This is a genomic window from Synechococcus sp. PCC 7335 (assembly GCF_000155595.1).
GTDB lineage: Bacteria > Cyanobacteriota > Cyanobacteriia > Phormidesmidales > Phormidesmidaceae > Phormidesmis.
Genome location: NZ_DS989904.1, coordinates 644180 through 663790 on the forward strand (window position 1 = coordinate 644180; position 19611 = coordinate 663790).

Consider the following 19611-nt stretch of genomic DNA (forward strand, 5'->3'; position numbering starts at 1 on the left):
ACAATGAGTACTGCTACTTCAGAGGTTGCCGCTCCTTACGCCCAAGCGCTGCTTTCGATTGCTAAGTCAAAAGATTCCGTTGACGAAACTAGTCAAATTGCATCTGATTTTTTGGCTTTAATCAAAGAATCAGAAGGTCTTTCAGACTTTTTGACAAACCCCATTGCGAATGCGGACGCTAAGAAAGGCGTGATCAATCAGGTGTTAGGCGATGAGACTAATGCTCAGATGAGAAACTTTTTGCTCTTGTTAGTAGATAAGGATCGCATCTATCTAGTAGAACCGATTTTGAAACAGTTTCAATCTCAGGTGCGTGAACTGAAGCAAACGGTTCTAGCTGAAGTCATTTCAGCCGTAGAACTTAGCGACGAACAAAGGGAAACCGTTCGTCAAAAAGTGCAAAGAATAACCCAGGCAAAGGCCGTCGATCTAGAAACAAGTGTAGATCCTGACCTGATAGGTGGGGTTATTATTCAGATCGGTTCTCAGGTTTTAGATGCTAGCTTGCGCGGACAGCTTCGCCGCATCAGCTTACAGCTAGGCGTTTGATCAGAGCTGTTTATCAGAAACTATTGAACTAAAACCACTGATTGATTCAAACCATAATTAAGGAAGTGTCTCGTTAGAGCAGTTAGTCACAGAACCGCCTTCCAATCAGCCTTTTCCATTTGTACATATCCGTAGTTAGTAGAGCGACTCCTAATGGTAAGTATTAGACCGGACGAAATTAGCAGCATTATTCAGCAGCAGATAGAGCAGTATGACCAAGACGTTAAGGCCGATAGTGTTGGTACTGTCCTACAAGTAGGTGATGGGATTGCCCGCATCTATGGACTCGATAACACCATGGCTGGTGAACTATTAGAGTTTGATGATGGCACTATCGGCATTGCCCTAAACCTTGAAGAAGACAACGTCGGCGCGGTGATGATGGGAACCGGTCGCCAGGTTCTAGAAGGCAGTACGGTCAAGTCTACCGGTAAAATCGCTTCTGTTCCGGTGGGCGAGTCAATGTTGGGTCGTGTAATCGATACGCTAGGTCGTCCGATCGACGGTAAGGGGGATATCAATACGTCTGAGAGTCGTTTGATCGAATCAATGGCACCTGGCATTATCGAGCGCAAATCGGTATATGAACCTTTGCAGACAGGCATTACCGCAATTGATGCGATGATTCCGATTGGCCGTGGTCAGCGCGAGCTAATTATTGGTGATAGACAAACAGGTAAAACGGCGATCGCCATCGACACCATTCTCAACCAGGCAGACCAAGACGTGATTTGCGTCTACGTCGCGATTGGACAGAAAGCTTCTTCTGTTGCCCAAGTCATCGGCGTGCTAGAAGAGCGAGGCGCGCTAGATTACACCGTTGTCGTTGCAGCGAATGCTAATGACCCGGCAGCACTTCAGTACCTGGCTCCCTATACGGGCGCGGCGATCGCTGAGTACTTTATGTACAAAGGCAAAGCAACCTTAATCATCTACGACGACTTAACCAAGCAGGCTCAGGCTTATCGTCAGATGTCTCTCTTGCTTCGTCGTCCACCCGGTCGTGAAGCGTATCCTGGTGACGTGTTTTTCTTACACTCACGGTTGCTAGAGCGTGCTGCTAAGCTCAGCCCCGAACTAGGCGAAGGCAGCATGACCGCGCTTCCCATTATTGAGACCCAAGCAGGTGACGTTTCAGCCTACATTCCTACCAACGTAATTTCGATTACCGACGGTCAGATCTTCCTTTCTTCTGACTTGTTTAACTCGGGTTTGCGCCCAGCGATCAATGCTGGCATCTCAGTATCTAGGGTAGGTTCGGCTGCACAGACGAAAGCAATCAAGAAAGTTGCTGGTAAGGTGAAGCTGGAGCTAGCTCAGTTTGATGAATTGCAGGCATTCGCTCAGTTTGCATCGGACCTTGATCCTGCCACTCAAGCGCAACTGGCTAAGGGTCAGCGTCTACGCGAGATTCTAAAGCAACCGCAGTACTCTCCTAGATCTTTGGCTGAGCAGGTTGCAGTTATCTATGCAGGGGTCAATGACAAGCTCAACGACATTCCAGTAGATAAAGTAGCCGATTATGTCAGTGAGCTGATCGCTTATGTCAATACGAGTAAGAAGGCTTACGTCGATGAGATTATGAACACTAAGAAGCTAACAGATGATGCCGTCAAGCTTTTGGAAGAAGCAATTGACGAAAGCAAGCAAGCATTCTTAGCAGCGTAGGGAGACGCATAGACAAGGTCGCTAATTTCATTAGATGAGCAGCTAACTTTTTTAGTGATGGAGCAAGCGGCCTTGTGAGGAAACGATTATGGCTAATTTGAAACTGATTCGCGATCGCATTAAGTCGGTCAAAAATACTCGAAAAATCACCGAAGCGATGCGTCTAGTGGCTGCAGCCAAAGTGCGCCGCGCCCAAGCTCAGGTGAATGCGACTCGCCCTTTTGCCGACCGTTTGGCCCAAGTGCTCTACGGTTTGCAAAGTCGTCTTAAGTTTGAAGACACGACTGATCTGCCACTCATGCAAACGCGCGATGTTGAAAAAGTAGCGCTACTTGTCATTTCTGGTGATAGAGGTCTGTGTGGTGGCTACAACTCCAACGTTATTCGCCGAGCCGAGAACCGCGCCAAAGAGCTTAAAGCTGAGGGCGTGGATTTCACTTATGTCCTAGTTGGCCGCAAGGCCGTTCAATATTTTGAGCGTCGCAGCCAGCCAATTGACGAAAAGTATATCGGCTTAGAGCAAATCCCTACCGCTGACGAAGCTGCGTCGATAGCAGATGAGCTACTGTCTTTGTTCTTAGCAGAAAGCGTCGATAGAGTAGAGCTGGTTTACACCAAGTTTATTTCTTTGGTGAGTAACCGCCCGGTCACACAAACTTTGCTGCCACTAGATCCTCAAGGATTAGAAGCTAAAGACGATGAGATTTTCCGGTTGACTAGCCGAGAGGGTCGCCTAGCTGTAGAACGCAGTGAGGCTCCTGGCGTAGAAGTCAGTGAGTTCCCCAAAGACATGATCTTCGAGCAAGACCCTGCCCAGATTCTAGATGCTTTGCTACCGCTCTATTTGAACAACCAGATCCTTAGAGCGCTACAAGAATCTGCGGCTAGTGAACTTGCGTCACGAATGACTGCGATGAACAGCGCTAGCGATAACGCTAAAGAGCTAATGAAGTCTTTAACGCTTTCCTATAATAAAGCGCGTCAGGCAGCGATTACCCAAGAAATTCTTGAGGTAGTCGGCGGCGCTGAGGCGCTAGGCTAAAAGCTGAGTCTTCTTAATAGTTTAAACTTGAAAAGCAGAGCTATGGCTCTGCTTTTTTATTGAGTAGTTATGCTTAGCATCGTGCTACTCCAGATGTTTCTGCTGACCATGACCTGCTGATTATAAGAGTGCTATGTTCAGACTCACTATCATCGCTTGTCTTGTAATCCTGGCAGCTTGTGGTCAGGTTAGCACGGCCCAAAGCAGGGCGGCTAAGGTTTCGGTTTATGAGATTGAAGGCGATCGCACTGAAAGAATCGCTAGCGTATCAGCCATTATCGGCGAGCATACGGCGCCACCAACCGCCATTCTAGATGCAAACTTCCTCCAACAGCAGTTGGGAGACGGTAACTTCGGGCCATCAGATTACTGGGCGTTTTACTCTATCGAGGTAGCCCCCAAAGACATCGCACAGTGGACACAACTTCTCACACCACTTACCACAACGCCCAACTACAACGCACCCGATCAGGCCCCAGCTCAACCTGTAGATTGGTGGATTGCTAGCGACGATTTCACTGCGCTACAGTTTTACGAACCTAGCGTTCTATCCGGTAGGGCACATGGTTGGGTCGGTGTCTCGGCGCAGACAGGCCACATCTATATCTTCACCTTCACGATGTGATGACAATGGCGTGAGGCAGCTATTGCCAGAAGGGCCTGGCGAATTTTATTAGCCAGTCTTTGACCCGGTAGGTGGCTTGGCAGTCGTCTTCGTTGTAGCGCAAGATAGTGTCTAAGTGAGTGCGATCGCCTGTTGTCAGCCAGTCGTCATACCAACAGATCGACTGCGCTCCATTGGCATCTTCATCTCTCCACTCAAAGCCCATCCAACGGGCCAAATGCTTGAGCGCGTAGCTTTCTACCGGTAATGCAACAGAATCTATAATTCGCTTGTGAATATCAACAAACCTGTTCAGCAGCGCACTGATATCTATTCCATTCGTACCATAGAGCTGAGCTAGGCGAGCAACTGTCTGCACCTCATAAGGACAAAAGTGATAGATAGGAGCATCAGGATAGCTATTAACCAGAGAGAGGAATTCGAACCAAGCTTTCTGTTCTTCTTCTGGGTGTTCGGCAAGAAGCGCATGAAAATTTTGTTGTTGTTTATGGTTATCCACAACAAGCACACCATGAAGATAGATCAAATCTTTATCAGGGGCAGCTTCGATATCAAAATACAGCTCCACATCAGCAGTTGGGACCTGGTACGCTTCTAGTGGAAAGTACCCAGTATGAAGTCGGGGGATGGCAGTATTGCGAGCAGTTGCTTGGGCTTGATAGATTAGCTTTTCGCTGATGTGGTGATCAGTGCCAAGCGCAGTTGTGAGCCGAGGCGCACTGACGTCTGCAAGGGCCTCTACTGTCGTCAGACCTAGCTCTACTAGCGTAGGATAGCGAGCCAGTGTCACACCTGGAAGTAATGAGAGATGCTTAGTCGCTTTTGCTTCAGCGTAACAGTGACTAAGCCATGGACATAGGCCACAGCGGTTGCGAGAAATAAAAACTTCTGGAGCAGTGTTAGACGTCATAATTTTATGACAATCGTCTAGTGCCGCTTGAAGCTTAGGCACGTAGCGTTCTAAGTTGACGCTGTATTGTTTATCTTTGAGGAAAAGCCAAGCCGTTTCAGGCCACACACCTTGAACTTCGGCGAGAAGATAGGCGCTAAAGGCAGCAGCAAGCTGATATTCGGGCTTAGACTTTTTGCCGAATTTTATATTGTAGGGAACGTAGTACCAATCGCCTAACCAAGACTCACCAGGTTGCCTAACTAACAGATCAGGCTCGGTCCGGTAATAGGTTCTATTGGGACCTTCGATAGTGAGGACGCCGCGATGAATCGAATCAGCACCATCGCTCATTAGTTGGTAGGTAGCCGCCGCCGCCGCTTGCCAGTCATGGCGCTCATAGACAGGGCGACTAAGCGGCGAAAACTGGTTTAGGATAGACTGCCGATGGGCAGCGCTGTCTTGTCGCAGTTTAATAAAATAGTCACTGGGAGGGTCTTTTTGGGATAGATCACCGTAGGTGTCAAGGTAAACGCGGCGGCGACATCGGTGATATTGAAACAGCATGTGGTCAGTGATCCACAAGGGTTCAAAGGCAGATTTGTGCTGCGCTATTTCAAGCTGCGCTGTACTGACGGAGTTGGCCAAATCGCGCCGTGCAGTTGACAAACTGACTAAAGACCGGAAACTACTTCACCAGCGTAGCGTATTCGAGGACTTTATGTTATTGAAGGACTTTGCCAGGAAGGATTTTGCCAGCTCCATCAGGGGATGCCGCAATGGGTAGCTGCAATAAGAGTAGCTGTGATAGGAAAAGAGAGTGAATAGGAAAAGAGAGTGAATAAAAAAATAGGTAGAAGAGTAATTGCTAGCCACCGCTTTGTCGACTCACCAAAAGTAGTCCAATAGTACCGACTACGCCACATATCAACAGAAAAATGCCCGCCACCGGACTAGTACTTAGGTAGGCTAAGCCGAACACAATTAGCCCAACAACCATTGGGATTACCAGTATGTTTGATAGTTTTCTAAGTCGTTCTCCAATTCGCATCAGATAACGACTATCTTTGTTATGAGGCGGCCGAGGCATGTCTTCTCCTGTGACGCCCGTACTTTCATCAAGGAAGGGCGTTTCTTCTATCGATATGAGTCGTAGAGTTCGTGTGAGTCTATCCAGCCGCCTTCAACGCTGCCAAAACTTTGTCGTGAATCTCTCCATTGCTAACCACAACCCCTGTGGTGCTCAGTCTATCTGCCTTGGAAAAGTCTAGCGTTTCACCATACATATCGGTAACGCGACCACCGGCTTCTTCAACCACGATCACACCTGCAGCGTGGTCCCAGATTTTCTCTTGATAGCCAGGATATTTTGGAGAGGGTAAGCGTAGGTACAGGACTGCATTGCCAGAGGCGACTGCGCCGTATTTGGCTTGTGAATCCATGCGCATAGATTCGGTGGTGACGCCTGCAGCTTGAGCGATCGCACTTTGCAAACTCTGATCGCCATGCCCAGACTCTACACTCTCGACAAAGCGAAAATGCGCCTTGTCTTCAGAACTAGTTACCTTGATCGTTTCAGGCGTACCGCCGTCAATTGCCTGCATTGTCGCACCTTCACCCCGCACTGCGACAAACAAGATACCGGTCGCAGAACCACCTTTTAGCTCCAGTGTCAGCGCCGGACAAGCTAAGACACCTACTTTTATCTCACCGTCGGCCACCATCGCCAAAGCCACTGCGTACTGGTCTTTTCGCAAGAAGCCTTTAGTGCCATCAATTGGATCTAACGTCCAGTAGCGATTGGCAACTGCGCCATTACCATGATCGATCCAGCGAGTCACTTCATCTGGAGAAGCTTCGGGAATGACTTCTTGAACGTAGCTAGTCACCTGTTTTAGCCGCTCAACCATCTCGGGCGCTTTTAGCTCAGCGGCATCTTCTTCGCCCACGACAGGATCGGTTGGGAAAGATTCCATCAGCGCCTTGCAGACTACTGCTTGAGCGCCAAAGTCGGCGACAGTTACCGGACTCTTATCTTTCTTTTCAATGGCTTCTGGCACCATAGTTGCGCGGACTTTTTCACAGACGATAGCAGCAGCGGTAGCAGCTGCCACGGCAACTTCTTTTTCTTGTTCAAAAGCCATAGAAATTCTCCCTGATAATAGAAATTAATTACAGTGCTTCACGAAAGGTCGATTTTGAGGACCTATCTCATAAAGAACTTGAGCACTTCGAGATAGGCATCCTGACCAAAAACCTTCATTAGTCTACGAGCCACTGAGCGAACTTCAAAAAAGGTAGCACTTAGTTTGTGGTTTCTTCATCGTCAGTATCCTCAGCTATACGATAAATTTTCGCCCAGTCCCGGGTGCCCCAATACTGACAGGCCATAGAAGCCGTTCGACTGGCCTTTAGCAGCGTTTCTTCAAAAGTGTGAGCTAGGTAAAAGTGACAAACCGCGCCGTGGAAAATATCGCCAGCGCCAAGTGTATCTACCGCGCGGATTTGCGGCACCTCAAGCTCGCTGATGGTATCGCCTGTCTGGTAGAGAATAGGGGCAGCGCCTTGGGTAATGGCGATCTGAGGGCTGTCCGCTTTGGTACCGTTTGTGGTGGAGCCGTTTGTGGTGGAGCTGTTTGTGATGGAGCTGTTTGTGGCAGAGTGCAGCGATCGCACCCACTCCATGACCTCAGCCGCCGTCTCGCAGCCTGGGGGCAGAAAGTTAGCAGAGGCTACCACCACATCTGCTAGCGCCAAAACAGTCTCAAAACCCGACTTCCAACTACCCGCATCCACCACTACTGGGATTTGCTTCGTTTTCGCCCACTGGGCAACTTCCGCCCCCACCGCCATCTGATGCCCGTCGATGAGTACAATATCGACATTATCTAGGCTACTAGCAGAAAAACCGCTTGCCACGATTTTGGCATCCTCGGCGCTGCGCGACACCACTGCGCGCTCTCCAGTTGCTGCCGATACGACAATAGAAGACAGCGGCGGCGGCGCTAGCCGCTGTGGGTCTAGATCAGCTAGAATCACCCTTTGACCCAGCAAGTCTTCAGTAATTAGGCCAGTAAGCGGGTGCGATCCAATCACAGAAGCTAGGGTTGCTCGGTTCCGGCTGTTGAGCTGAGCAAAGGCAACCGCAGCATTGGTCGCAGGTCCGCCGGCCACTATCAGGCTTTTCGTTGCGGCTACCTTTTCGTTAGCGCTAGGCGGATGGTCGGCTTGGTAGATACAGTCCAGCGTAGTGACGCCTACAAAAAGCCCATGATTGCCTGGTTGATTGCCTGTCATAGCTGGTCTGTGATGAATGGTCTATGGCGTATGGTCGCGTGATGTAAGACGGTGGTTGCTGCTAGGCTTTTTACTATAAAGCTTATCTAGGCTCGTTCTGGTGATAGATTTGGAGACAGAAACGCACTCGGTTGCTTCCGGCACGCTCTACCTGGTTGGTACGCCTATCGGCAATTTGGAAGACATTACCTTTCGGGCGTTGCGAGTGCTAAAACAGGCAGATCTAATTGCGGCTGAAGATACGCGGCACACAGGTAAGCTGCTGCATCATTTTCAGGTGAGCACACCGCAGATTAGCTATCACGATCACAATACCCAACAGCGAATTCCGCAGCTAGTGAAAAAACTACAGGCGGGGGCAGTGATCGCCCTGGTTACTGATGCAGGCACACCCGGTATCTCCGATCCTGGCTACGAACTCGTCTGCGCCTGCGTAGAAGCCGATATTACGGTAGTACCGATTCCGGGACCGTCGGCAGTCATCACAGCGATCACCGCTGCTGGATTACCGTGCGATCGCTTCGTCTTTGAAGGGTTCTTGCCAGTGAAGGGCAAATATCGAAAGGCTCGCCTCAAAGCACTCAAGAGCGAACCTCGCACTGCTGTTTTTTACGAAAGCCCCCATCGTCTGCTGAAAACGCTAACGGATTTAGAAGCTGTTGTAGGACCCGATCGCCAAGTTGTTCTTGCCCGCGAACTCACCAAGCGCTACGAAGAATTTTGGCGAGGGACCATTGAGGAGGCAATTACCCACTATCAATCCGTCCCTTCAAAAGGAGAATTCACGCTGCTGCTCGCACCAACGTCTACACCTTTCTCTCTTTCAAAAGCAGAAATCACAACAGAATTGAAAAGCCTCTTAGCACAGGGCCAATCTCGAACAGAAGCCAGTCGCAACCTAGCTCAACATAGCGACTTATCCAAAAGAGAGATCTATCAGATTTCATTAGAGATTGATATCTACAGCGTCTTACAAGATAAAAGTGGTTCGGAAGATCTGCCATTAGATTAATCTCTTTGCATCCATGATTAGACAGAAAGAAAGTCAAGTACTCGCTATGAGTTCCAGTCGGCATTCCAATCAATGGAGAGGGTTTCACCTATTGATAACCTGCGAGGAGAAGTATTAAGCGCCATGGTTCTATCGCAGGGGTTGAGAGTTTTGACGATTATACTTTTCTTTTGCTTCTACCTCTTAAGAGACCGTTTCTAAAAGATGGCAACCTGAACGTGCTCCTGGAGGTAGAGGAAATAGTCAGCTAGCTTTCCTACGCTTAGAGCATCACCACCGGTAAAGTTAGGCTTGAACTTTGACATGACCAAGCTGCTGACTGCCTATGGATTATTAGGGATTTAAACTATGTTTTTTCACAAAAAAGAGTTGATTGCGAAAGAGGTGAAGGTAGATGAGCCCGACCCTATGTTTGCTCAGCTTTTATTAGAACAATTTGGCGGTGCAACAGGTGAACTAACTGCCGCCTTGCAGTACTGGGTACAGTCTTTTCATGTCGAGAATAAAGGCATTAAAGACATGCTACAAGACATTGCAATCGAAGAATTTAGCCATTTGGAAATGGTGGGCAAATTGATCGAAGTCCATACGAAAAACGCAAAGCAAGCTGGCCAAGAAGCGGCCTTTAACAGTAGCTTGTTCGCAGTAAGAGGCATTGGTCCTCACTTCTTGGATTCACAGGGTTCGGCTTGGACAGCGACCTATCTAAACGAAGGCGGGAATGTTGTTCGTGATTTACGCGCTAACATTGGCGCTGAAGCGGGCGCTCGTCAAACCTACGAGTCGCTAATTAAGATTGCCCCTGATGCTGGTACCAAAGATACCTTGGTACATTTGCTGACCCGTGAGATTTCTCATACGAAGATGTTCATGAAGGCACTGGATTCGTTGGGTAAACTAGACGATCCTTTCTTTGGAAATGTGCAGCCCGACGAGACAGTAGACATCTACTACAATTTATCTACTGAAGGCGAGGATGGCACGGATCATCGAGGACCTTGGAACTCTGACGAGAACTTCCGATACATTGAGAATCCAATGGAAAAAGCCAGTAGCGACGACATGAAAGAGGTTGTTAAAAACTAGTCAGCTAGCGGTACGTAGAGAAGCGGCGCGTAGAGATACATTAGCCACTCTACTTCAAGCATGAGTTCCATTTGCCCTTGCACAAAGCAAAAGGTAGTCACAATGGATTATCAAGCCCAGGTGATCGCTCTGGGCTTTCTTTGTGCTTTCAGGTGAAGGGATTAAAATCGTTTGGGAATTCGTTTGACAAAGCGGCCTCAACTCCGCACAATGGAGATCGCCTGAGAGAGGAAAGCCTTTTCCCTGCTGAGGGCCTGTAGTTCAATTGGTTAGAGCACCGCCCTGTCACGGCGGAAGTTGCGGGTTCGAATCCCGTCAGGCCCGTTTACGACACTGAATATATCACTTACATTTCTAGTGTACCGCCGTGTTTTGGCGGGAGCTGAGTCTCGTGGGGCAAGTTCATTACGTCGCTATACAGCTTAATGTACTCTACGGCCGACTTCTCCCAGCTAAAGCTTGTTTCCATTGCCCGCTGCTGTAGCGCTTTCCACTGTGGTTTGAATCGGTAGGCTTCTGATGCTCTAACCATAGAGGTGAAAAGATCTAGCGCCTCGTAGCGGTCAAAGCAGTAGCCGGTCCCGGCTTCGTTGATCGGATCGTTGTGACTAACTGTATCTACTAGCCCGCCAGTTCGACGAACAATCGGGATACAGCCATAGCGCATTGCAATCATCTGGCTAATACCGCAGGGCTCGAACCTAGACGGCATTAGAAATGCATCGCAGCCAGCATAAATTTTGCGACCTAGGGCATCGCTATACATCAGATAAGCAGAGGCCCGATTTGGGTAGCGAGCGGCTAATTCCCAAAGCTGAGTCTCGTAATAGCGATCGCCTGTGCCCAACAGCACAAACTGAGCGTTTGAGTAGGCTAAAAAGCGGTCCATCGTCTGCAAGATCAGGTCAATCCCCTTTTGCTCTACCAGACGACTGACCATCCCAATCAAAAACTTGTCCGGGTTGACTTCTACCCCCATCTCTTTTTGTACGACCGCTTTGTTCTTATCGCGCACATCTAGCGTCTTTACGCTATAGGGATGGTCAATCTTTTTATCTTTTGAAGGATCAAAGGAATCTAGATCAATGCCATTGACAATGCCGCTTAACCGTCCGCTGATAAAAGAAAGCAGTCCCTCTAACTCTTCGCCATACTCAGGTGTTTGAATCTGCTGGGCGTAGGTAGGCGAGACCGTATTGACGCGATCAGCAAACTGTAGAGCTGCGGCCATTACGTTGTGACCCTGCATATACCAAGGGCACCAGGCGTTTTGCTCTAACCACCAGCGCCAAGGTCCTTGGTAGGCCAGGTTGTGAATTGTAAAAACGGTGCCGATATCAGAAGTATCGTGCATCCAGACTGGAATCATCCCGGTATGCCAGTCATGACAGTGAATAATGTTGGGCTTCCAATGGTTCCAGGCAAATTCAGCCGCACCATTAGAAAAGAAAGTGAACCGCCAGCCTTCGTCATCACCGCCGTAGACGTTTTCAGGATCGAAGCAAGGATGACCAAACAAGTAGAGCGGCACGTCGCTATCAGGCAGCTTACTCTCGTATATCGCAAACGAGTTGAACATGGCATAGCCCCACCAAATTGGCTCAGCGGGCACGTCAACTTGGCTAGATACCCCCCCGTAGTAAGGCATAAAAACGCGAACATCGTGGCCCATCGCCCGCAAGATTTTGGGTAATGTTCCGACGACATCACCCATCCCGCCCACTTTGGCAAGCGGTGCGGCTTCGGCGGCCACAAACAAAATTTTCATATCCAAGCCTTATTTATATAGATCACTGCCTCTCATCTCAAGTTTATAGTGAGGTGATCCAATCTATAAAAAGAGTTAAGAGGCTAGCTGTTGGCTTGGTGGTAGCTCAAACGATTTTGTTAGTGGCTTTATTCGACAGTAGTATCAGCCGGAGGTGCTTTAATAGCGACTTCTTCTTCTAGCTCATCTAGAAGGATCTCTCGCTCTCCAGGGATATGGGTTTTCATGTGGTTGTGCTGCTGCTCGTTCAGTTCTTTGAGCTGACGGTTAGCAATGTCGAAGGTGTCACGGATGATCGCTTCTAGCGGCTGGTATTGCACACCTTTATCAGGGCTCTTATCGACAACGACTTCTCGATCTTCGGGCACTGTGATATCAAGCCGAACCCGGTAGGGAGAGCCGCTATTAGGGTGATCATGAACTTTCTCGATCGCCAGATGGCAGCTGCTAATTTCTCTGTAAAACTTTTCTAGCTTGGCAATCTTTTCGGCAACTAGGGTTTCTAAAGCCTCAGTTTTATTGACGCCTCGGTAGGAAATTTCGGGAGGAACTCTCATAGATAAAATAGTTTGGATAAAACGGTTGGCTTACAGTCTTATTAATTTGGGCGATCGCCTTCTACAAAGCATCCCCCATAGGTCGAGTTAAGGCTACTCGAAGCTTAACTTACGACCGATTCTCTGCGTTGATGACATCTAAAATCTTCTGTGCACCCTGCTCACGCAAACGCTCTGCTAGTTCTTTACCCATACTTTCCGCATCCGCAGGCGCACCTTGCACAGTATCTTTGATGAGCTGCTGTCCATCTAGGCTAGCCACAATGCCGACTAAGGTCAACGTGTCACCTTCGATGCGGGTATTCACGCCGATTGGCACCTGACAGCCGCCTTCTAACTCTCTTAGGAAGGCACGTTCAGCGTAGCAGCGCTGGGCAGTCGGCAAATGCTCTAGCGCTTTGATGACTGTCAAGATATCCTCATCACCGCTACGGCACTCAATTCCAAGTGCACCCTGGCCAACTGCATGCAGAGAAATCTCGGCAGGTAGGAGTTGATGAATGCGATCGCTCATATCCAATCGATTGAGCCCAGCCGCTGCTAGCACAATTGCATCGTACTCACCTTCATCGAGCTTACGCAGACGGGTATTGACATTACCGCGAATGTCTTTGAACTGGAAATGCGGAAAATGATGACGCAATTGGGCTAGACGGCGTAAAGAAGACGTACCAATTACCGCACCTTCTGGTAGCGTATCGAGCTGCTTATCTTTGTGCTTTTCGTGTACCACCAAAGCATCTGCTGGATCTTCGCGCTCAGTCACGCATCCCAACATCAATCCTTCTGGCAATTGCGTTGGTAAATCCTTGAGCGAATGCACTGCAAAGTCAACTCTGTGGCTGAGCATATCGTCTTCTAGCTCTTGGGTAAATAAACCTTTATCGCCAATCTTAGAGAGGGCAACGTCTAGAATTTTGTCGCCTTGAGTTTCCATTGTGCTCACCTCAAAGGTGATATCTGGAAACGCTTTGCTAAGCTCAGCTTGGACCCAGTGGGTTTGAACCAGGGCTAGCTGGCTTTTGCGAGAACCGATCCGGATGGTCCGAGTGGCAACATTAGAAGACATACTAAAGCGGGCGTTTGCTATGGTGACTTGGCTGCGGCTTTTTGGCGCAAGATCACCAGAATATCCCAATTAGAGCGCGCGCTATTGCTAAAGCATAAAGTTCTATAAACAACTGTGAACACTCCCTTACAAACAGAACGAATACAGAGGGCTGTAATTCTCGGCGTGCTATCAAGCATCGTTTGGTTATGTGTGCCCCTCAACAACCTGCTGCTGGGCGGTATAGCAGGTAGATATCGTAGTCAATCGGATAGGGAGTCAAAAACAATAGGATCAAAAGTAATTGCCATAGGGTTAGGGACTCTAGTCGCGCAGGCGCAGCAGCTTGATCCTCAAGCAAGACAGGATTTTCTAGCAGATCCTCTAGATGAGCCACGCGACCCGCTGCTACCGGTTTTAGTCGTCGAGAGATCTCTTAGCCCGCTAGAACTAAGAACGCTGGCGGCCGATCTAGAAGAGCTTCAGCGCCAGGCTAATGCCTTGCTGCAAGCTGGAAATACCCAACTGGATCTCGATCCAGCTTTTGATCTATTACTGCGAGAGGTCAAGCTAAGACGACTGTTTGGCTTAGAAGCGGAACTAGAAGCCCTTGAGCGTGTAGCAGCGCTAGCATGGCAAAGACAGCGTCCGGTGGCTATACAGCTATTGACGCTAAGAGCCCGAGAGATTTGGAATGCCGCACAGACCGACTTAGGCGTTGAGTTTGAGCCTACCTTTGGAGGTGTGGATTTAGGTAGCCCAGAAGATTCGCCAATCACTGGCGTACTGTCTGCGGATAAGATAGCGCTGAGCTCGCTAGCGGAGATTTTTATTACGCTAAGAGACATCGATTCGGCAGTGGGCGTGTATCAGCAGCTCATTGCATTAGACAAAGCGGAGGGGCAAACGACTACCTCCCAGCAGATCGCACTAGCGGAGCTGAATCTAGAATGGTTTAAGTTTGCGGATGCAGCGGATGTCTATTTGGATCTGCTGGCTGAAGCAAGAGCAGAGGGCAAAACGGATAGAGAGATCTTTTATCTTGAGAGGCTTGCATATAGCTATCAGCAGGCGGAGTCTTTATCGAACGCACTGCGATCGCAAACCGACTTGTTGGATAGGTACTTAGCGCTAGGCGAAGAAGAGAAACTCCCTAATCTGTTAGTTGTGATCGCCCAAAACTACCAGGCGATAAACCAGCCCAACAACGCAATTACATACTATCGTTCTGCCTACGTTACTGCCCAAAAGTTAGGGCAGTACAGCTTTTCGGCAAAAGCCTTGCGCGAACTTGGCAAGCTCTATAGAGCTGTCGATAATCTAGAGGAAGCCCTGCTCTCCTATGAGTTGCTGATCTTAGTCGAGCGCCAAGCCTACAACGACTACGGCATGATGAACGCTTACGACAACCTAGGACAAATCTACAGAGAGCGGGGTCAGCTATCCGAAGCCCTTAAAAGCTTTCAGCAGGGTCTAGTTTTCGCCGACAGACTAGATCTACGAGTGGATTATTTTACAGAGCAGATAGAAGGGGTTAGCCAAGAGCTTTCAGAACTTGATTCTTCAAAGCTTGATTCTACTGAGCGTTAGTCAGCTTATCCTGCAAGAGACTAAACCTAGTCTATTGAGACTCACTTCACCTAAGAATCAAAACTGATAGCGACTCTCTAACCAAACTCTTAGCTCTGTCTCTGACACTTGGTGGATAGTTCTTCCAGATGCACTATCGTAGGCGTTCCACAGCGTTTGGCCAGCAGCATCTCTAGTGACCCATACTCGCGGGCCAGCAGTTCCTTCCATCTGGGCGAGGAGGGTGCTGAACAGATTTTTCAGCTGGCGCCAGAGATTTGATTGGCCTTGATTTGATGTGTACGAAGTACGACGTAGGGGCCAGTAGGCCTGATTAAGTTGGAAGGCGGGAGCAGCGGCAGTTTTCATTTGTTCGGTTCCTTATTTTGACGACTAAATACAGTGTAAAAAGTTGTCAAATTGGATACCAAAACTAGTTCTCACCCTTCATATGAGAAGGTTTAATGTTATGTCTGGAGCGGCACGAAAACTCCTGGCGAAGAAACCCAATCTCTAATGCAGCATTCCTAACACAGTAACTCTAATGCAGTATTTGGGAGAGGAAAATCTTTAGCCGCTCTTCTTCGGGGTTGTTGAAAAATTGATCGGGGGTAGTATCGGCAATGAGCTTGCCTTCTGTTAAGAAGATGATACGGTCGGCAACTTCGCGAGCAAACCCAACTTCGTGAGTGACGCACACCATTGTCATGCCAGATTCTGCGAGCGATCTCATCACGTCTAGCACCTCGCGCACCATCTCAGGATCGAGCGCAGACGTTGGCTCGTCGAATAGCATCACTTTGGGCTTCATCGCTAGGGCTCTGGCGATCGCCACTCGCTGCTGCTGACCGCCAGAAAGCTGACCTGGATATTTTTCAGCCTGGCGGCCAATACCTACTCTTTCTAGCAGTTCCATCGCATCTCGCTCAGCGTCAGCTTTGGACAAGCCGCGCAGCTTTATGGGTCCGATAGTGATGTTTTTGAGAATCGTGAGATGCGGAAATAGATTGAACTGTTGAAAGACCATACCGACTTCGCGGCGAACCAGCTCAATTCCTTTCTTGCCATGAGAGATCGGCGTGCCATCGATCTCAATGCTGCCTTTTTGATAGGGCTCTAGGCCATTGAATGTCCGAATAAAGGTGGATTTACCTGAGCCAGACGGCCCCATCAGTACGACCACTTCTCCTTTATGAACCGTTAGGCTCACGCCCTTTAGAACGTTGAAGCCGTTGTCATAGGTTTTTTCAACGTCCTTGGCGACGATAATCGGCGACCTTTCTAAGGTGGCTGTGCTTGCGCTGTTCAAACCGGGCTGTAGGCTTGTCATTGTGGGGCTCCTGTTGTAATAGATGGCTTGGAGTAGCAGAAAAGATACCGTCAGCTCGTTTTGTCAATTCGGTTGTTGAACCGGTACATCGTTCGACCTTGGATATCTTTTGGAATCTCGTATAGTTTGGACTCAGGCCGTTTGAGCGATCGCCTCAGGTAGCGGCTCGCCAAACCACTCTTTTGACATTTCGTTGAGTCGCCCTGAGCGTTTGGTAAACGCGATAATTTCGTTGATTTCGTCAACAAATTCGGTATCGCCTTCTCTAACACCGACATAGCAGGGAGAATCTTTCAAGATGAACTTGCTAGTAATTTCGCTGCCAGGATTATCGCGAATGAGCTTGGCTGCTACGACGTTTCCAGTAGCGATCGCATCCACCTGACCAGACACCAGCGCTGAGGCAGTCAAGCTGTTGTTGGCATATCGCTTGATATCCACATTGCTGATATCCTCGGTCAGACTAGAGATTTCTAGATCTTCTAACGACCCTTGTGCCACTCCAATTGATCGCCCTGAGAGATCCTCGATAGTAGAGATATCTGCGGTTGGCCCACCGTAGATTGCAGAAAAGAATGGTGCGTAGGGTTCAGAGAAATCAATAATCAAATCGCGTTCGTCGTTTTTTCCTAGGCTAGAGATAATCATGTCTACCCGGTCAGTTTGGAGAAATGGAATCCGATAGCCACCGACGACAGGGATAATCTCCAGCTCAGCATTCAATCCCTTGGCAATTTCTTTGGCCATATCAATGTCATAGCCGATCGGCTCCATAGAAGTGTTCACAAATCCAAAGGGTGGAAAATCCGAAGGCACCGCGACTTTAACCTGGCCGGATTCTCGAATCTGTTCTAAGGTGGCTTCGACCGGAAGCCGAGCAATATCTTCAGGCGTAATCTGAGCTTTTGAACCCACTGAAGTCGGTTCACCACCGCATGCAGCAATACTGACGGTCAGAAAAAAGCTAAAGAGGCAGAATGCAACAAACTTCTGCCATTTTGAAAACATCGCACTTAGCAGTTCTAATACCATCTCTATCTCCGGGTTTCTCCTAGCTGTTGTTCTTTCTAGGTTTTTGGCTGATTAATTTTGGCCAATTAAAGTGCTCGGACGTCTACTTATAGGCCAGCTTCTTCTCTAGCCGCTGGCTCCAGGTCGAAAGCGGATAGCAAAGGGCAAAGTAAATTAACCCAGCTAAGCCGAAAATAAGCAGCGATTGTAAGGTGACGTTGTTGATTAAAGAGGCCGCCCGAGAGAGTTCGGTAAAGCCGATAATAGAGGCGAGTGAGGTGCCTTTGATTACCTGAACCAAGAAACCGACAGTAGGCGCGATCGCCAATCGCACCGCCTGCGGCAAGATGATTAGCCGCAACTGATCGAAATAGCCAAAGCCAATCGCAGAGGCTGCTTGCCACTGACCTCTGGGTACAGCTTGAATAGAGCCACGCCAAATGTCACCTAGAAAGGCGCTGGTGTAAGCGGTGAGTGCTATGGCTGCGGCGACTAGCGGTGAGAGGTTGATGCCAGTGACAACCGAGAAACCGAAGAAGGCTAGAAATAGCTGTAGGAGTAAAGGCGTTCCTTGAAAAAATTCAATATATAGCCAGCTAATTCGACTCAGCAGCTTGTTAGAAGAGATCCGCATCAGTGTGATCAAAGCGCCGACTAGTCCGCCACCAACAAATGCAATCAGGGATAGAATAATTGTCCACTTAGTAGCTATCACGAGATTGATAAAAATACGAGATAGCGTAAACTCATCCATGGCTACCTTCCTTAATAGTTGGTTGTTAGGGAAATAGATTTTTACAAGTAAAGTTAGATTTTAGATACTCTGCTCTCCGTCTACGACGGCTACTGCCTATACTTAGCAAACTCGAAAAAGCGAGCTTCTATGACATAGGCTAGCGCTTTGACAATCCAAACAATTGCAAGATAGAGAATCGCTAAGGTGAAATAAATTTCAAAGCTACGAAATGTTCTAGCATCTAGATAGTTGCCGGCATAGGTGAGATCTTCAGCCGCGATTTGAGAAACCACGCTAGTAAACAAAACTGCTAGAATGACCTGCCCCACTAGCGAAGAGTAGATGTTGGCAAGGGCAGGCGGAATCACAATATGACGAAACACATCTAGCTTATTGAAGCCAATGGCCAGACCTGCTTCGACTTGTCCTTTTGGGATGCTTTCTACGCCCGCTCTGACGATCTCCGTCGAATAGGCACCAAAGTTGATGGCTAAAGAAACAATCGCCGCTTGTTCTGCCGAGAGCTTTAGCCCCAGCGCTGGCAAACCAAAGAAGATAAAAAAGAGCTGAATTAAATAAGGCGTATTGCGAATAATCTCTACATAGGCCAGGGCAATACCATTGAGCAAGCGGTTACCAGACGTTCTAAACAAAGACCCTATGATACCGATCACTAGACCAAATGCCACGGCCAGTAGCGATAGTCTTAGCGTTAGCCACGCCCCTGCTATCAAGACGCCAAAGTTATCCCAGATGACCGAGAAATCAAACGAATAATGCATAAGCTTGTCCGATTCTGCTGAGCTAGCGAGCAGCTGACTTGTAAACAAGCTAGAAGACGGATTGGTCCAAGTTTGTGCTGGTTGATACTACCAAAGAGATTTCGACAAGAATCTTTAGGCTTAGCGCGCTATCAATAAAACTATTTTGACTCGTCAGTAACTTGGTTTGGTTGCTAGATAAAGTTCCGTCTGTAGATGTATGCTTTTTTACAGCTGTGACTTTTTTAAGCACGCTAGCTCAAGCCCTCTAACCTAAGCATTCTAGGTAGATACCAATGCCAATCACACAGTCCCTTCTGATAGTCACGGCACTCGGATTTATCAGTGGTTTCTTGATTACAATACAAGAAGTCAGCTTGGACTATCTAATCAACAAAGAATGGCTAGGATGGACGCTTACCATCCGCAAATTCGCTTTCAGTACGCTTAGTTTAGCAGCGCTGTTCAGCTTAGGGGGTGCTTTGATTGCGAACTGGGAGCCTGTGCGATCGCTCAATATAGCTCCCGAAGGCATTGTTCCCTTCTTCTTCAAAACCGCCATCTTCCTCAGTGTTGTCACACCCATCAGTAGCCAAATTAGAGTCGCTTTAGCTCAGCGCCAAACCGTCTCTGACGACAGCAACCAGCCGTAAATTCTACTGA

The 19611-nt window shown here is 48.5% G+C and carries 20 protein-coding genes and 1 tRNA gene; 9 read left to right on the forward strand and 12 right to left on the reverse strand.

Annotation, left to right across the window (positions count from 1 at the left end; genetic code table 11):
- The first annotated feature begins 3 nt into the window (after nucleotides 1-3).
- From atpH to S7335_RS02970, 4 genes are all read left to right on the forward strand, one after another.
- Nucleotides 4-549 carry an ATP synthase F1 subunit delta gene (gene atpH, locus S7335_RS02955; protein ID WP_006453627.1) on the forward strand — a complete coding sequence of 182 codons (546 nt, stop codon included), beginning with the start codon at nucleotides 4-6 and terminating at the stop codon, nucleotides 547-549.
- 153 nt (nucleotides 550-702) lie between these two features.
- On the forward strand, nucleotides 703-2217 hold the full coding sequence (gene atpA / locus S7335_RS02960) for a F0F1 ATP synthase subunit alpha (RefSeq protein WP_006453845.1): 1515 nt from the start codon (nucleotides 703-705) through the stop codon (nucleotides 2215-2217).
- Nucleotides 2218-2305: 88 nt separating this feature from the next.
- Nucleotides 2306-3259 carry a F0F1 ATP synthase subunit gamma gene (locus S7335_RS02965; protein WP_006456541.1) on the forward strand — a complete coding sequence of 318 codons (954 nt, stop codon included), beginning with the start codon at nucleotides 2306-2308 and terminating at the stop codon, nucleotides 3257-3259.
- Between the two features lie 133 nt (nucleotides 3260-3392).
- Nucleotides 3393-3884 (forward strand): hypothetical protein, encoded by a 492-nt coding sequence (locus tag S7335_RS02970; protein WP_006456187.1) that lies wholly within the window; start codon nucleotides 3393-3395, stop codon nucleotides 3882-3884.
- A 19-nt stretch (nucleotides 3885-3903) separates the two neighbouring features.
- On the opposite strand, the gene S7335_RS02975 is transcribed toward S7335_RS02970, so the two are convergent.
- The 4 genes from S7335_RS02975 to S7335_RS02985 form a co-directional block, all read right to left on the reverse strand.
- Nucleotides 3904-5442 (reverse strand): TM0106 family RecB-like putative nuclease, encoded by a 1539-nt coding sequence (locus S7335_RS02975; protein WP_227499938.1) that lies wholly within the window; start codon nucleotides 5440-5442, stop codon nucleotides 3904-3906.
- Between the two features lie 199 nt (nucleotides 5443-5641).
- Complete coding sequence (locus tag S7335_RS27645; protein ID WP_006456030.1) at nucleotides 5642-5863, reverse strand: hypothetical protein; 222 nt, start codon at nucleotides 5861-5863, stop codon at nucleotides 5642-5644.
- Nucleotides 5864-5942: 79 nt separating this feature from the next.
- Complete coding sequence (locus S7335_RS02980) at nucleotides 5943-6917, reverse strand: 3'(2'),5'-bisphosphate nucleotidase (RefSeq protein ID WP_006454494.1); 975 nt, start codon at nucleotides 6915-6917, stop codon at nucleotides 5943-5945.
- 160 nt (nucleotides 6918-7077) lie between these two features.
- Nucleotides 7078-8070 carry a PfkB family carbohydrate kinase gene (locus tag S7335_RS02985; protein ID WP_006457326.1) on the reverse strand — a complete coding sequence of 331 codons (993 nt, stop codon included), beginning with the start codon at nucleotides 8068-8070 and terminating at the stop codon, nucleotides 7078-7080.
- A gap of 109 nt (nucleotides 8071-8179) precedes the next feature.
- Between S7335_RS02985 and rsmI the strand changes: the two genes are divergently transcribed.
- The 3 genes from rsmI (at nucleotide 8180) to S7335_RS03000 (ending at nucleotide 10492) form a co-directional block, all read left to right on the forward strand.
- The gene (gene rsmI / locus S7335_RS02990; protein ID WP_006454070.1) at nucleotides 8180-9082 is read left to right on the forward strand and encodes a 16S rRNA (cytidine(1402)-2'-O)-methyltransferase; all 903 of its coding nucleotides are present in this window, start codon (nucleotides 8180-8182) and stop codon (nucleotides 9080-9082) included.
- Nucleotides 9083-9430: 348 nt separating this feature from the next.
- A complete protein-coding gene (locus S7335_RS02995) occupies nucleotides 9431-10168 on the forward strand; it encodes a manganese catalase family protein (protein ID WP_038015521.1) in 738 nt (245 codons plus the stop codon).
- 250 nt (nucleotides 10169-10418) lie between these two features.
- Nucleotides 10419-10492: transfer RNA gene (locus tag S7335_RS03000), tRNA-Asp, on the forward strand.
- A gap of 22 nt (nucleotides 10493-10514) precedes the next feature.
- Here S7335_RS03000 and glgA read toward each other — a convergent pair.
- The 3 genes from glgA to hemC form a co-directional block, all read right to left on the reverse strand.
- Nucleotides 10515-11936, reverse strand: a complete 1422-nt coding sequence (glgA, locus tag S7335_RS03005; RefSeq protein WP_006455169.1) for a glycogen synthase GlgA — start codon at nucleotides 11934-11936, stop codon at nucleotides 10515-10517.
- 128 nt (nucleotides 11937-12064) lie between these two features.
- Nucleotides 12065-12493: an HPF/RaiA family ribosome-associated protein gene (locus S7335_RS03010; RefSeq protein WP_006457639.1), complete on the reverse strand. Its 429-nt coding sequence runs from the start codon at nucleotides 12491-12493 to the stop codon at nucleotides 12065-12067.
- Nucleotides 12494-12602: 109 nt separating this feature from the next.
- Nucleotides 12603-13562 (reverse strand): hydroxymethylbilane synthase, encoded by a 960-nt coding sequence (gene hemC / locus S7335_RS03015; RefSeq protein ID WP_006456789.1) that lies wholly within the window; start codon nucleotides 13560-13562, stop codon nucleotides 12603-12605.
- 114 nt (nucleotides 13563-13676) lie between these two features.
- On the opposite strand from hemC, the gene S7335_RS03020 reads away from it, so the two are divergent.
- The gene (locus tag S7335_RS03020) at nucleotides 13677-15131 is read left to right on the forward strand and encodes a lipopolysaccharide assembly protein LapB (protein WP_083785034.1); all 1455 of its coding nucleotides are present in this window, start codon (nucleotides 13677-13679) and stop codon (nucleotides 15129-15131) included.
- Nucleotides 15132-15188: 57 nt separating this feature from the next.
- Here S7335_RS03020 and S7335_RS03025 read toward each other — a convergent pair whose 3' ends face one another.
- From S7335_RS03025 to S7335_RS03045, 5 genes are all read right to left on the reverse strand, one after another.
- Entirely contained in the window at nucleotides 15189-15479 is a 291-nt protein-coding gene (locus S7335_RS03025) for a hypothetical protein (protein ID WP_050765758.1), read from the reverse strand.
- Nucleotides 15480-15651: 172 nt separating this feature from the next.
- Nucleotides 15652-16440, reverse strand: coding sequence for an amino acid ABC transporter ATP-binding protein (locus S7335_RS03030; protein WP_006454349.1), 789 nt, complete (start codon nucleotides 16438-16440; stop codon nucleotides 15652-15654).
- A 132-nt stretch (nucleotides 16441-16572) separates the two neighbouring features.
- Nucleotides 16573-17472, reverse strand: a complete 900-nt coding sequence (locus tag S7335_RS03035) for a transporter substrate-binding domain-containing protein (protein ID WP_006454801.1) — start codon at nucleotides 17470-17472, stop codon at nucleotides 16573-16575.
- 82 nt (nucleotides 17473-17554) lie between these two features.
- Nucleotides 17555-18205: an amino acid ABC transporter permease gene (locus S7335_RS03040; protein WP_006453598.1), complete on the reverse strand. Its 651-nt coding sequence runs from the start codon at nucleotides 18203-18205 to the stop codon at nucleotides 17555-17557.
- A gap of 89 nt (nucleotides 18206-18294) precedes the next feature.
- Entirely contained in the window at nucleotides 18295-18969 is a 675-nt protein-coding gene (locus S7335_RS03045; protein ID WP_038016890.1) for an amino acid ABC transporter permease, read from the reverse strand.
- Nucleotides 18970-19244: 275 nt separating this feature from the next.
- Between S7335_RS03045 and S7335_RS03055 the strand changes: the two genes are divergently transcribed.
- Entirely contained in the window at nucleotides 19245-19601 is a 357-nt protein-coding gene (locus S7335_RS03055) for a hypothetical protein (RefSeq protein WP_038015525.1), read from the forward strand.
- The last annotated feature ends 10 nt before the right edge of the window (nucleotides 19602-19611 follow it).